The organism is Pseudomonas glycinae (genome assembly GCF_001594225.2).
GTDB classification, from domain to species: Bacteria; Pseudomonadota; Gammaproteobacteria; order Pseudomonadales; family Pseudomonadaceae; genus Aquipseudomonas; species Aquipseudomonas glycinae.
In genome coordinates, this window is record NZ_CP014205.2 from 2,544,871 (window position 1) to 2,558,267 (window position 13,397).

Sequence of the window (13,397 nt, forward strand, 5' to 3'; positions counted from 1 at the left end):
CGTGGGAATGCAGCCCGGGACGCTCTGCGTCCCATTGGAACGCGGAGCGTGGGGCCAATCATGCCGATTACGCCGCCAATTGCAGGATCAACCACGCATTCGCCCCGCTGATCAGCACAAACAATCCCCACGCGAGAACCTTGGTTGGCAACCGATTCACAAACGGCCCCATCAGTTGTTTGTCGTTGGTCATGCGAATCAGCGGATACAGCGCAAACGGCAATTGCAGGCTCAACACCACCTGGCTCAGCACCAGCAACTTGCCCACCGCGCCGTCGCCCATCAGCCACACGCCGATGAATGCCGGGATCAGCGCCAGCCCACGGGTAATCAGGCGCCGCTGCCAGCAAGGGATCCGCAGGTTCAGATAGCCTTCCATGATCACTTGCCCGGCGATGGTGCCGGTGAAGGTCGAACTCTGCCCCGACGCCAGCAGCGCCACGCCGAACAGCACGCTGGCCAGCGCGCCGCCCACCAGTGGGTCGAGCAAGTGATAGGCGTCCTGGATGTCGACCACGTCGGTGTGCCCGGACTGATGAAAAGCGGCCGCCGCGAGTATCAGGATCGCCGCGTTGACCAGCAACGCCAGCGCCAGCGAACCGATGGTGTCGATGCGCGCCAGCTTCACTGCGTCCTGCTTGCTGGCCAGATCCTTGCCGATCAGCCGCGTCTGCACGATCGAAGTGTGCAAGTACAGGTTGTGCGGCATCACCGTGGCACCGAGGATGCCGATAGCCAGGTACAACGGCGCAGCATCGCTGATCGCCGACAGCGACGGTTTGAAGCCTTGGGCGACGTCCGGCCAGTACGGTTTGATCAACAGCAATTCAACAAAGAAGCACGCGCCGATGGTCCCCACCAGCACCAGCATGATCGCTTCCAGCCGGCGGAAACCACGATTTTGCAGGGCCAGCACCAGCAGCGTATCGAATGCGGTCAGAGCGATACCGAACGTCAGCGAACAACCGAGCAGCAAGTGAAACGCCAGCGCGCAGCCGAGCACTTCTGCCAGGTCAGTGGCGATGATCGAGATTTCCGCCAGCACCCATTGCAGCCGCGCCGTCGGGGTGCTGTAGCGTTCGCGGGAAAGCTGCGCCAGATCGCGACCGGTGGCGATGCCCAGCCGCGAGCACAGGCATTGCACGACCATGCCCGCCAGACTCGCCAGCAACACCACGAACAACAGGCTGTAACCGAAACGCGAACCGGCCTCGATGGCAGTGGCCCAGTTGCCCGGATCCATGTATCCGATCGACACCAGCAAACCGGGGCCGGCAAAGCGCAGCACGCGTTTGAAGAACGAGGCGTTGGGATCGACCGGGACACTGCCGGCCACTTCCGGCGGGCAGAACGGCGCCGTGGCGATCTTGGGCAAACTGAATTTCACGAACACATCCAGAAACAAGTCGAAAGGCGCAGCTTAGACGTTTCAGTCGGCGCGCCCAAGCGCCGATGTGATGGACTCAGGGTTTGGCGTCGCCCAGCAATTGCTGGCGCAGCTCGGGACTGCGAGTTCGCGGGTCAAGCCAGATGTCAAAAAATGCCCGGGCAAACTGCGGATCATTAATTTCATGCTGCAACTGCTGCCCGACAAAGAACCGCGCACCTTGGCCCGGCAAATACACTCCGGTGATCCGCGTACCGGCCTGCACGTCGACAAATGATTGCTGCATCTGGGTTTGCCACACGGCCAATTTCACCGGGCTGAGGGAGGAACCGGCCAGACGCTTGATCTCGTCGACGCTGGCCTTCACCAGATCGTCGCGGGAAATGGAGCGTCGGTAGATCAGCTCAAGGGCAAAGGGTTGGCCGTCGGCCAGCGGTCGCGCCGCGCTCCACAACCGGGCGTTGTAGACGTCGAAGCCGAACACGCTGAAATCGCCGGTGCCGATGATTTGCGCGCCGGGGACTGCGTCCTGCCAGCTGGCCCAGGTCGGTGTCAGCAGCAAGGCCCACAAGCCGATACCGCAGCATCCACGCAACAACTTCGGTGTATTGCTCATCGCGGTATCGACTCCGGTAAACCCTGACTCTCACAGCATAGTTCGCTATCACGCCTGTTATTTTGTATACATGTTTTGCATGCATATACAGCAATCCGCCAATGACAATGCTAACGTGGCTCCACTGCCCCCGACGGAGACACGTGCGTGCTGATCCTTAAACTGCTGCTGATTCCCGGTTTCCTGCTGCTGATTTCCCTCGCGGGCAAGCGTTGGGGCCCGAGTGTCGCCGGGTGGCTGTCGGGGTTGCCGGTGGTGGTCGGGCCGATTCTGTTTTTCCTCGCCATTGAGCAGGGCCCGGCGTTTGCCGCGCAATCGGCGGTGGCGGCGCTGTCGGCCATGTTTGCGATGATCGCGTTTTGCATCACTTATGCGCAGGTGGCGCAGCGGGCGAGCTGGCCGTTGGCGCTGGTGGTTTCCTTATCGGTCTGGGCCGTGCTGGCGCTGATTCTGTCGCTGATTCCCGCGTCATTGCCTTTCTCGGTCGCTGCCGCCGCAACCGCCCTCCTCGCCGCGCCGCATCTGTTTCCCAAGGTGCAACCGGTGGTCAGCGGCTCAGTGCCGAAGTCGGACAAACTGGTCTGGCGGATGATCGCCGGAGCCGCATTGACGCTGGTGGTAACCATGCTGGCCAGCACCGTCGGCGAGCGCTGGAGCGGTCTGCTCGCGGTGTTCCCGGTACTGGGCAGCGTGATGGCGGTGTTTTCCCAGCAGACCCGTGGCCCGGCGTTTACCGCCGCGTTGTTGCGGGCGACAGCGACGGGGATGTATTCGTTTTCGGCGTTTTGTCTGGTGCTGGCGCTGACGGTTCCCAATCTGGGTTTCGGCGGTTTCGTGGTGGCCGTGGCCGTTTCGGTGGCGATGCTGGGCGTCACCCGACAACTGCTGGCCAAACCGGCGCCGGCGCCGAACTGACCCCGGCCGGACAAACCGCGCTGGAGTGCCGGGCACGCTCCATGGGATGATCGCCGCCCAAGCGCGACCATCCTCGGAGATTCAAATGTCATTGCTTAGCAAGAAAGCCGTCGTCCTGTTGTTGGCGGCGGTGGCCGGTTTCGGCGCCATGAATGCTCAGGCAGCCAAGGCCAAAGAGAAGGCTGTCACCGAGAAAGTCTCGATGCTGGAAGGCAAATTCAGTTTCGTCCTGCCCAAGGGCTTTGTCGGCGACCCGCTGCCGGCCGGTCCGACCGGCGCCAAGGGCACCATGTACAGCAACGACGCCACCAAGACTGTGGTCATCGTCGCCGAAAACCAGATTCCCGAAGGCAAAAACGTCAAGGACAACGACAGTGCGTTTCTGGACGGCACCGTCTCCGATTTCATCGACGCCCAACGCAAGGCCCTGCCGGACTTCAACAAGCTCAGTGAAAAGAGCCTGACCCGCAAAGGCAATGGCCTGGGCCTGCGTCAGGTCGACAGCACCGCCACCCAGGGCGGCGGCCAGACCCTCAACACCACGTTGCTGGCCGGTTCAGGCACGCGCATGGCGCTGGTCCAGGTGATTTCCCGGGCCAGCGACAAGAGCGGTCACGAGGCACTGGTGAAAACCATCCTCAAGGAAAAGTGATGCTCAGGGATTGAGTTGCTGCAACCAGTCGTTCAAATCCCGAAGCTCGGCCGCGCTGATGCTGTGGCCGACGCCGGGATAGGCATGAAATTGCGGTTTGTACGACAGCTTCTGCAACAATGCATCGGCCTCGGTGCCACCGCTGTACGGCACCCGGTCATCCGCCGTGCCGTGGCCGATGAAGATGTCCAGCGGCGGATGCTGTTGCTCTGACTTCAGCTCGCTCTTGAGCACCGGCAACACCCGCCCGCTCAACGCCGCAATGCCCCCCACCGCCGCCGGCTGCCGCAACCCGACCTCGTAGGTCATCATCGCGCCCTGGCTGAAACCGATCAGGTATACCTTCTCCGGTTGCGCGTGATACTTCTGCGCCGCAGCGGCGATAAAGGCCCGCAGTTTCTGGCTGCTGGCCTTCAGATCATCAGTCTCGCCGTTGTAGGCACCTTCACCTTTCTTGCGAAACCACTGGAAACGCCCTTCCCCCAACGCCATCGGTGCCCGCACGGACAGGTAGTTGTACTGCTTGGGCAGCTGAAATTTCATACCGATCAAGTCTGCTTCGTTGCTGCCATAGCCATGCAGGAAAATCACCAGCGGACGCTGTTCGGCGTCCGGGTGCACCTGGGCCAGGTAGTCGAGCGGCAGATCGGTTTGCAGCGAGGTCTGAGCCTGAACGGCAGTGGACGCGAGCAGCGTCAACAGCGCAAACACCTTCAACATAAGCCTTCCTTCACACAGTGCAGGGTTCGGGGGAGAGCCTAACATTGTGATCCGGAGGATAGAGTGTCAGTCGTTGATCAGCTTCCCGACTCGAATCGGCTCACGCCCCGCCACCTTCGCCTGCCAGATGCCCGGCTGGGTGTAGCGGCCGCGATCGATGGCGAACAGCACGCCACTGGTGCCGGCGCGCACGGTGGTCACGCGGTCATTCAACGGATCGACCACTTCGAACAGCGCTTCACCGCGCTCGACCCACTCGCCGGCATCGCGCAGGAAACTCACCACGCCATGGTGCGGGGCGAACAGGTATTCGGTGCCTTCGAACGGCATGCCTTCGCAGCATTCCTCCGGTGCTTTCGGCCATTCACCGCTGATAAAGCCCTGCTCGGCCAGGAAGCCCAGGATCGCCTCGCAGTTGGCCTGAGCCTGATCGACGCGGGTGTCGCCCATGCTGCCCAGCTCCAGGGTGGTGGCGAGGTTGGCCGGTGGAATCGCCGCGTTCGGGAAGGCCCGGGCCAGGCGCAACCACGGCGAGGAGCAGGATTCATCGAACGAACTGCCGCCGGAGTCTTCACACAACAGCGCCACGCCAGCCTTCAGGCGTGCAGCGAGGGACTGCCACTGTGGCCAGTGCTGCGGCAGTGCGTAAATGTGAATCGCGGCGTCGAAATCGCAATGCAGGTCGAGGGTGATGTCGGCCTCGCAGGCGTGGCGCAGCAACAGGCGGTGCAGCGCTTCCAGTTGCGAGGCCGGGGCTGGCAGTTCGTCGAGGACCTGGCCCATGGCCTGGCGGATCAGCGCGATGTTGGCTTGGGCATCACCGCCCAACTGACTCCCGATGCGCTCGGCCACCGGCGCACTGAGTTCGACGAAGGAGCGGTTGAAGTTCTTGCCGCTGCCCAGTTCGAAACGGCCCATGTGACTGCCTTGCAGATGCTGATCGAGGCCGATCGGGTTGGCCACCGGCACCAGTTCGATCACGCCTTGCAACTGACCGTTGCTTTCCAGCTCGGCCAGGCGTTTTTTCAGTTCCCACGCGGTGCGCATGCCCGGCAGTTCATCGGCGTGCAGGCTGGCCTGGATGTAGACCTTGCGCGGGCCGGCGCCGTAACGGAACACGCTCAGGGAACGTTCGCTGCCCAGGTGGTTCCAGGGCAGAAGATGATCGATGCGTTGCATGGGGAACTCCGGGAATTCTGTGGTCGCTGCCGGGGCAATGACCGCATTGAAAATGTGCTGACAGGATAAATCACGGGCGAAAAAAAAAGTGGCCACCGCATCAACGGGGCCACTTTTTTCTACGGCGTATTAATGGCCGTATACGTCAAAGTCGAAGTACTTGTCCTGCACTTGCTTGTACTTGCCGTTGGCGCGGATTTCGTTGATGGCGGTGTTGAATTTTTCCGCCAGCTCGGTATCGCCTTTACGCACGGCGATACCGGCGCCGCCGCCGAAGTACTTGGCGTCTTCGTAGGTCGGGCCGACGAATTCGAAGCCTTTGCCGGCGTCGGTTTTCAGGAAGCCGTCGCTCAGGTTGACCGAGTCGGCCAGCATTGCGTCGATACGACCGGACACCATGTCCAGGTTGGCCTCCTGCTGCGAGCCGTAACGCACCAGCTCGATGCCGGCCGGCACCAGTACTTCGGTGGCATAGCGGTCGTGGGTACTGGCGCGCAGCACGCCGACTTTCTTGCCTTTGAGCTCGACCAGCGGGTCTTTCACGCCGGAGCCTGCCTTCATCACGAAGCGCGCCGGGGTGTGGTAGTACTTGATGGTGAAATCGACGTTTTTCTTGCGGTCGTCAGTGATGGTCATCGAGGACAGGATCGCGTCGATCTTCTTCACTTTCAGCGCCGGGATCAGGCCGTCGAACTCTTGCTCGACCCAGGTGCATTTGACTTTCATCTGCTCACACAGCGCATCGCCGATGTCCACGTCGAAACCGGCCAGTTTGCCGTCAGGGGTTTTCATCGAGAATGGCGGGTAACCGGCTTCGATACCGATACGGATCGGCTTGGCGTCTTCGGCCACGGCGGTCAGGGACAACATCGACAGTGCCAGGGCACCGAACATAACCAGCTTTTTCATTTATTACTCCCGTGTGCGGAGGCTTTTATTGGCAGCTTTCGATTATCAGGTTCGGCCTAGGGCTGTACAGCGCAAAGAAACCGAAGTGGCCGGCAGTCTATGGCGGCGCGCACGGGGCAAATTGTTTTTAAGCGACAAATACTTACAGAAAATCGGCGAGTGCCATCACCTGGGAAAAGTGTGCGTCAGAGCGGTGCGCGGGTTGTAGGACAAAGCCGACAAAAGTGCCGCCGAAGCGGCAACTTTCCGGCTATCAACAATCGCAAGCGATCGGGGCAGTGGCGACGCGCGGTGCCGTTACGCTCAACTGAAAGCCTTCATCCAGCCAACCGGTCACCCCGCCGATCATCTCTTTGACCGGATAACCCAGCGCCGCCAGCTTCACCGCGGCCTTGTTGGCGCCATTGCAGTGGGGACCGGCGCAATAAACCACGAACAGTGTGTTTTTCGGGTAGTTCGCCAGCCCTTCCGCCGTCAGCAAACGCCCCGGAATGTTGATCGCCCCTGGCACATGACCACGCTCGAAAGCCAGCGGCCCGCGCACATCGACCAGCACAAAATCGATCTCGCCAGCTTGCTGGCTGCTGAAGACGTCGGAACAATCGGTTTCAAAGGTCAGACGGTTGCTGAAATGCATCAGGGCAATGGCCGAAGGGGCGGCAGGAATTTCACGAACCAGGCTGGGCATGTTGAATCACTCCTTTGTCTGTGGGGATGAACAGACTTTATCGAGCCGCCGCTTGCCGCTACAGTGGCGCACAAGACACTCACCGGGAATTTTCCGCCAAATGCCTGATTCACCTGGATTGGTCGCGATTCTGGCCTACGATGGCCTCTGCACATTTGAATTCGGCATTGCCGTGGAGATTTTCGGCCTGGCCCGGCCGGAGTTCGACTTTCCGTGGTACGAGCACTGCATTGCGGCAGTCGATCAAGGCCCGATGCGCGCCATGGGCGGGATCCAGGTGCTGGCCGATGGCGGTCTTGAGCTGCTGGCGGATGCGCGCACCATCATCATTCCCGGCTGGCGCGACCGAAATGCACCGGTGCCGGAGGTCTTGCTTGAAGCATTGCGTGATGCCCATTCCCGCGGCGCCCGGTTGCTGTCGATCTGTTCGGGCGTGTTTGTACTGGCCGCCAGCGGCCTGCTCGACGGACACGGCGCGACCACCCACTGGCGCTACACCTCGGAGCTGGCCGAGCGCTTCCCGGCCATTGATGTCGATCCGGACGTGCTGTACGTCGATTCCGGCCAACTGATTACTTCGGCCGGCAGCGCAGCCGGGATCGATGCCTGCCTGCATCTGGTAGCGCGGGACTTCGGCACGCAGATCGCCAACGCGGTGGCGCGACGGTTGGTAATGTCGCCGCAGCGCACCGGCGGTCAAGCGCAGTTCATTCCGACACCGGTCAGCCCGACACCGCGCAGCGACCTGTCACGCGTGATGCAGTGGGCCCGCGAGCGCTTGCACGAACCGCTGGAAGTGCGCGATCTGGCCAGCGAAGCGGCGATGAGCGAACGCACCTTCCTGCGCAAATTCACGGAGGCCAGCGGCCAGTCCCCCAAAGCGTGGCTGCAACACGAGCGTCTGGCCCGAGCCCGGGAATTGCTGGAAAGCACGCCGCAGAACACCGAGCAGATCGCCCTGCGCTGTGGCTATCGTTCAGTGGAAAGCTTCCGTGTGGCATTTCGCAGCGTGGTCGGGGTGCCGCCGTCGGTGTATCGCGAGCGCTTTGGTCGTGAGATCAAGGCTTGCGCAACAGATAGGTGTCCATGATCCAGCCATGCTCGGCCCGCGCAGCCTTGCGTACCCGCTCGACCTCATCGGCAACGTCGCCGAGCTTGCCATGGATGAGGATTTCATCCGGCGTGCCGAGGTAGGCGCCCCAGTAAATCTCTGTCTCCTGATCTGCCACTTGGTGGTAGGAATCTTCCGCGTCGAGCATCACCACCAGGCTGTCCGTGTCACTTACCTGCCCCGCCGCCAGGCGTCGGCCGGTGGTGATTTCAATCGAGCGGCCGATGCTGTTCAGCGGCACCTTGTGCTGCGCCGCCAGCGCCTGAACGCTGGTGATGCCGGGAATGACTTCGAATTCAAACTCGCATCGCCCCGAGGCCAGAATCGCCTGCAGGATACGGATTGTGCTGTCGTACAACGCCGGATCGCCCCACACCAGAAAGCCGCCGCACTGCCCGTCAGCCAATTCGTCGTTGATCAGGCGTTCGAAGGTTTGCTGCTTGGCGCGGTTCAGATCATCGACGCTGGCGCTGTAGTCCACCTCGCCGCGCTCGCGTTCCGGGCTGTGGGCCTCGGCGAAGCGGTAGGTACGATCGGTGATGTAGCGCTCGCAGATTTCCCGCCGCAGCTCGATCAGCTTGTCCTTGCTCTGGCCCTTGTCCATCAGGAAAAACACGTCCACCCGGTTCAGCGCCTTCACCGCCTGCATCGTGATGTAATCCGGGTTGCCGGCACCGATGCCGATCACCAGCAATCGCTTCATGGCTCTGCTCCTTCCACACTCATGCCGGACAAGCGTAGCCGCCAGCGTCCGGCAAACCGCAGATCGACCGCCGCCAGCGGCTCGACATCGATGCTGTGAAACGCCTCGCCCTGCACGACCTGCATCAAGGCAGCACGAATCACGAACGGATGGGTGACCGCCACCACGTGTCCCGGTGTGGTTTGCAGTGAAACCAGCCACGCGGCGACCCGCTCACGCAACTGCGCCACCGACTCACCCCCATGGGGGGCGGCGTGTGGGTCTTCGAGCCAGGCTTGCAACGCCTCGGGTTCGTTCTGTTGCAGTGCCTTGATCGACTGACCTTGCCAGCCTCCCCAGTCGCAATCACGCAGAGCCTGATCGATGTGCGTTTCATGGCCAAACCACGCCGCCGTCTGGCGGGTACGCAATTCCGGGCCGCAAATGAGACGGAATGATGTGTCGAAACGCGAAGCCAGCGAGCAGGACGCCAGCGCCGTTTCTTCAACAGGTTCGTTCGTAGGAAAACACGCCAATTTTTGTGCGACGGTTCTGGCATGGCAGATCAATGTCAAACGGGTGGTCTGCACGGGAAGTCACTCGGCTGGAAGACAGGACGGTCATCGGCAAATTCGCGGATGTAACGGTGATTGTGCCGTAACCCGGGAGCCCCCGGGCAAGTCGATTGGATGTCTTGAGTGTGTGAAAGCGACGATATCTGACACCACGATGGGCAATGGACTACAAGACTGATCGACATCCGTGTAGCCCTTGCGTTACGGGCATCCCGCCCCATTTTGGGGCTTGGTTTAAACGCGGAAAAATTCACTAGACATGTAGCGTCAGTTACATAAATACTGTTTTAACGGATTATGAAGCGAATTCAACACCCCATCCAGCAGGAGCCCGGATGCCCCCTCTCAGAGACCTGATCACCGACCCCGGCCTTGACCTGACGCCGTCGGAACGCAAAGTCGTTCGCGCCTTGCTCGATCAGTATCCACGCAACGGGCTTGGCCCGATGGCGCGCCTGGCCGAACATGCCGGCGTCAGCGATCCGACCATCGTGCGGCTGGTGAAAAAACTCGGCTTCGGTGGTTACGCCGAATTCCAGGACGCCCTGCTCAGCGACATGGACCATCGCCTGCGCTCGCCGCGCACTCTGTTGCAGCCGCGCTCGCATCAGAACAAGGACGATGCCTGGAGTCATTATCTGGCTCACAGCCACAACCTGCTGGCCGAGACCCAGGCCCTGACCCAGCCGGAAGATGTGCGAATTCTGGCCGACTGGCTGCTCGACACCCGCCATCAGGTCTACTGCTTCGGCGGACGCTTCAGCAGTTTGATGGCGACTTACCTGCTCAATCATTTGCGTCTGCTGCGCCCCGGTTGCTTTGCGCTGGAAGACAACGCGCAACTGCCCGACCGCCTGTTCGACCTGCAACGTCAGGACGTGGTGCTGGTGTTCGACTATCGCCGCTACCAGACCCAGGCCTTGCGCGTGGCGAGCGCGGCGAAGAACAACAACGCCCGCGTCGTGCTGTTCACCGACATCTATGCCTCGCCGCTGCGCGAACTGGCCGACATGATCATCAGCGCTCCGGTGGAGTCGGCCTCGCCGTTCGACACCATGGTCCCGGCGCTGGCCCAGGTCGAGGCATTGATTGCCTGCCTGACCCTGCGTTGCCCGGACCTGGCCGATCGCCTGGAAGGCATCGATGCCCTGCGCAACGACTTCGACACCCATTTGCTGGAGGATAAATAAGGATGTTCAGCCTTCCCCATCGCTCGCCGCGGGACCTGCCGTTTGTCACCGACCACACCGCTCTGTTGCTGGTGGACATGCAGCGCGCCTGGCTCGAGCCGCAGTTCGACCCGCACCTCGAAGGCCCGGATGCCGCGTACTTCCTCAACCGCACGCGCTCGCAAGTGGTGCCCAATCAGGTCCGATTGCTCAACGCCTTCCGCGACGCACGACAGAACGTGCTGCACACCCTGATCGAAAGCCTGACCGCCGACGGCCGCGATCGCTCGCTGGATCACAAGCTGTCGGACATGCACCTGCCCAAGGGCAGCCCGCAGGCCCAGGTCATCGCCGAATTGACCCCGAAAGAAAACGAAATCGTGCTGCCCAAGACCTCGTCCGGGGTCTTCAACTCGACCAACATCGACTACGTGCTGCGCAATCTGCAAACCCGTCACCTGATCATCGCCGGCATCGTCACCGACCAGTGCGTGGACATGGCCGTGCGCGACGCCGCCGATCGTGGCTACCTCGTCACCCTGGTGGCGGACGCCTGCGCGACGTACACCGAAGCACGCCACGACGCCTGCCTGAATGCGATCAAGGGCTACTGCTGGATCACCGACACCGACACCGTGCTCGGCCGGTTGCAGGAGATGCAGCCATGAGCGAACGCCTGTCGCCGTTGCCGATGACCACCATCGTCACCACCGACCTGATCGGCGTCACCCGTGGCCGCTCGTTTCCCACCGATGAGCTGGAGCACTATCAGGCCGCCGGTTGTGGCTGGGTGCCGGCCAACAGCGCGTTGACGCCGCAGGACATCATTGCCTCGACCAGTCCGTGGGGCGCTTATGGCGACCTGCGGCTGATTCCCGATCTGGCCAGCCGCGTCACCGTCGGCAACGGCCCGGACGCCGCAGCGCCAGCACTGGATTTCATCCATGGCGACATCCGCGAAACCGATGGCCGACCATGGGCGGCCTGCCCGCGCACCCTGCTGCGCAATGAGGTCGAGCGCTATCGCGATGAGCTTGGCCTGCAGATCAACGCCGCGTTCGAACACGAATTCAACCTGCACGCCGGGTTTGCCGAACATCTGGCCTTCTCGCTCGAAGCCCAGCGCCAAGGTGCGGAATTCGGTGGCTGGTTGCTCAGCGCGCTGCGCGCCGGCGGCGTCGAGCCGGAAATGTTCCTGCCCGAATACGGCAAGCATCAATACGAAATCACCTGCCGTCCGGCCCTTGGCGTGGCGGCGGCGGATCGCGCGGTGAACGTGCGCGAGATTACCCGCGAGATCGCCCGGCAGATGGGCCTGGACTTGAGCTTCGCACCGAAGACTGCCGCCGACGCGGTATGCAACGGCGTGCACCTGCACGTCAGCCTGCTGGACCTGGCCGGTCAGCCGATGCTTTACGACGCCGGCACCAGCAATGGTCTGTCGACCCTGGGTCAGCACTGGGCGGCGGGCGTGCTGCATTACTTGCCGGCGCTGTGCGCGTTCACTGCACCGACGCCGGTGTCGTATGAACGTCTGCAACCGCATCACTGGAGCGCGTCCTACGCCTGTCTGGGCCAGCAAAACCGCGAAGCGGCGCTGCGCATCTGCCCGACTGTCAGCCTGGGCGGCAAACCCGTGGCAGTGCAGTACAACCTGGAATTCCGCGCCTTGGATGCCACCGCCTCGCCGCATCTGGCGATGGCCGTGCTGTTGATTGCCGGGCGTCTGGGCATTGAGCAGCGTCTGGCGCTAAACGCCATCACTGATGAAATACCCGATTCACTCAACGACGAACAACGCAAGGCCCGAGGCATCGTCGCCCTGCCCGCCTCCCTGGCCCAGGCACTGGATTGCCTGCGTCGCAGTGAAGCGCTGATCGAAGCGCTGCCTGGCGTATTGCTCGAAACCTTTTTCGCCCTTAAAACCGAGGAACTGGCGCTGACGGAACAGCTCTCGCCCGCTGACCTGTGTGAGCACTATGCACGCCTGTACTGAATCCGCCGAGCTTGGGTTGTACACCCGACCGGTCTACAACCTGAGCCGTGAAGATTCGACGCACCCGCTGATTCTGGTGTGCGAACACGCCAGTCGCTACATCCCCGAAGCCCTGAACAATCTGGGTCTGGATGACACGGCGGCGCGCGAACACATTGCCTGGGACATCGGCGCCCTGGCGCTGGCCGAGCAATTGTCGGAGCAACTGGGCGCCACGCTGTTGAGCGCCAACTATTCGCGCCTGCTGATCGACCTCAACCGCCCTCGGCATGCGCTCGACAGCATTCCGGCGCAGAGCGAGATCTATCAGGTGCCGGGCAACCGTGAGCTTGACGAGGCCACCCGCGAATACCGTCGCCAGAGCCTGTTCAAGCCGTTTCATACGCGGCTGCAGCAATTGATCGATGCACGTCTGGCCGAAGGTCGGCCGGTGCGGGTGGTGGGGATTCACAGCTTCACCCCGGTGTACTACGGCCAGCCGCGGGAGCTGGAAGTCGGCGTGTTGTTCGGTCAGGCCAGGGCCTATGCCCAGCGGATGCTCGACGGTCTGGAGCGACATCCGTTGAAAGTCGCCGGCAACCAGCCCTACAGGATCGACCCGCTGGGCGACATGACCGTGCCGGTGCACGGCGATGCCCGGGGCCTGGAGTCGGTGTTGATCGAGGTGCGCAACGACCTGCTGCGCAGCCCGGAAGCGGTGACTCGCTGGGCGGATTATCTGGCTCCATTGCTGTAAGGATTGATGTAACCACCGCTGACGCTGTAAACGACGGACCGATATAACAACTAAAACGACCG

At 62.1% G+C, this 13,397-nt stretch carries 15 protein-coding genes; 7 read left to right on the forward strand and 8 right to left on the reverse strand.

Features of this window, described 5'->3' with window-relative positions:
• Positions 1-67: 67 nt before the first annotated feature.
• Positions 68-1,387 (reverse strand): Nramp family divalent metal transporter, encoded by a 1,320-nt coding sequence (locus tag AWU82_RS11365; protein WP_064384129.1) that lies wholly within the window; start codon positions 1,385-1,387, stop codon positions 68-70.
• 76 nt (positions 1,388-1,463) lie between these two features.
• The gene (locus AWU82_RS11370; protein ID WP_064382372.1) at positions 1,464-2,003 is read right to left on the reverse strand and encodes a chalcone isomerase family protein; all 540 of its coding nucleotides are present in this window, start codon (positions 2,001-2,003) and stop codon (positions 1,464-1,466) included.
• Positions 2,004-2,150: 147 nt separating this feature from the next.
• On the opposite strand from AWU82_RS11370, the gene AWU82_RS11375 reads away from it, so the two are divergent.
• Positions 2,151-2,918 carry a hypothetical protein gene (locus AWU82_RS11375; protein WP_064382373.1) on the forward strand — a complete coding sequence of 256 codons (768 nt, stop codon included), beginning with the start codon at positions 2,151-2,153 and terminating at the stop codon, positions 2,916-2,918.
• Between the two features lie 85 nt (positions 2,919-3,003).
• Positions 3,004-3,570, forward strand: a complete 567-nt coding sequence (locus AWU82_RS11380) for a DcrB/PsbP domain-containing protein (RefSeq protein WP_064384130.1) — start codon at positions 3,004-3,006, stop codon at positions 3,568-3,570.
• A 3-nt stretch (positions 3,571-3,573) separates the two neighbouring features.
• Here AWU82_RS11380 and AWU82_RS11385 read toward each other — a convergent pair whose 3' ends face one another.
• From AWU82_RS11385 to AWU82_RS11400, 4 genes are all read right to left on the reverse strand, one after another.
• Positions 3,574-4,290, reverse strand: coding sequence for an alpha/beta hydrolase (locus AWU82_RS11385; protein WP_064382374.1), 717 nt, complete (start codon positions 4,288-4,290; stop codon positions 3,574-3,576).
• A gap of 66 nt (positions 4,291-4,356) precedes the next feature.
• Complete coding sequence (locus tag AWU82_RS11390) at positions 4,357-5,469, reverse strand: succinylglutamate desuccinylase/aspartoacylase family protein (RefSeq protein ID WP_064382375.1); 1,113 nt, start codon at positions 5,467-5,469, stop codon at positions 4,357-4,359.
• 129 nt (positions 5,470-5,598) lie between these two features.
• On the reverse strand, positions 5,599-6,378 hold the full coding sequence (gene aotJ, locus AWU82_RS11395) for an L-arginine-binding protein AotJ (protein WP_007956251.1): 780 nt from the start codon (positions 6,376-6,378) through the stop codon (positions 5,599-5,601).
• Between the two features lie 253 nt (positions 6,379-6,631).
• Entirely contained in the window at positions 6,632-7,066 is a 435-nt protein-coding gene (locus tag AWU82_RS11400; protein ID WP_011333504.1) for a rhodanese-like domain-containing protein, read from the reverse strand.
• A gap of 100 nt (positions 7,067-7,166) precedes the next feature.
• Between AWU82_RS11400 and ftrA the strand changes: the two genes are divergently transcribed.
• Entirely contained in the window at positions 7,167-8,156 is a 990-nt protein-coding gene (gene ftrA / locus AWU82_RS11405; protein ID WP_064382376.1) for a transcriptional regulator FtrA, read from the forward strand.
• On the opposite strand, the gene cobF is transcribed toward ftrA, so the two are convergent.
• Positions 8,125-8,880 carry a precorrin-6A synthase (deacetylating) gene (cobF, locus tag AWU82_RS11410; RefSeq protein ID WP_064382377.1) on the reverse strand — a complete coding sequence of 252 codons (756 nt, stop codon included), beginning with the start codon at positions 8,878-8,880 and terminating at the stop codon, positions 8,125-8,127. The genes ftrA and cobF overlap by 32 nt on opposite strands.
• Positions 8,877-9,449 (reverse strand): histidine phosphatase family protein, encoded by a 573-nt coding sequence (locus AWU82_RS11415; protein ID WP_064382378.1) that lies wholly within the window; start codon positions 9,447-9,449, stop codon positions 8,877-8,879. The genes cobF and AWU82_RS11415 overlap by 4 nt, the downstream gene beginning before the upstream one ends.
• A gap of 320 nt (positions 9,450-9,769) precedes the next feature.
• On the opposite strand from AWU82_RS11415, the gene AWU82_RS11420 reads away from it, so the two are divergent.
• The 4 genes from AWU82_RS11420 to AWU82_RS11435 are packed head-to-tail and all read left to right on the forward strand — an operon-like array spanning position 9,770 to position 13,335.
• Positions 9,770-10,624: a MurR/RpiR family transcriptional regulator gene (locus AWU82_RS11420; protein WP_007956246.1), complete on the forward strand. Its 855-nt coding sequence runs from the start codon at positions 9,770-9,772 to the stop codon at positions 10,622-10,624.
• Between the two features lie 2 nt (positions 10,625-10,626).
• Positions 10,627-11,271: a cysteine hydrolase family protein gene (locus tag AWU82_RS11425; protein ID WP_064382379.1), complete on the forward strand. Its 645-nt coding sequence runs from the start codon at positions 10,627-10,629 to the stop codon at positions 11,269-11,271.
• Positions 11,268-12,599, forward strand: a complete 1,332-nt coding sequence (locus AWU82_RS11430; protein WP_064382380.1) for a type I glutamate--ammonia ligase — start codon at positions 11,268-11,270, stop codon at positions 12,597-12,599. Before AWU82_RS11425 ends, AWU82_RS11430 begins: the two co-directional genes overlap by 4 nt.
• On the forward strand, positions 12,583-13,335 hold the full coding sequence (locus AWU82_RS11435) for an N-formylglutamate amidohydrolase (RefSeq protein WP_064382381.1): 753 nt from the start codon (positions 12,583-12,585) through the stop codon (positions 13,333-13,335). The genes AWU82_RS11430 and AWU82_RS11435 overlap by 17 nt, the downstream gene beginning before the upstream one ends.
• Positions 13,336-13,397 lie beyond the last annotated feature (62 nt).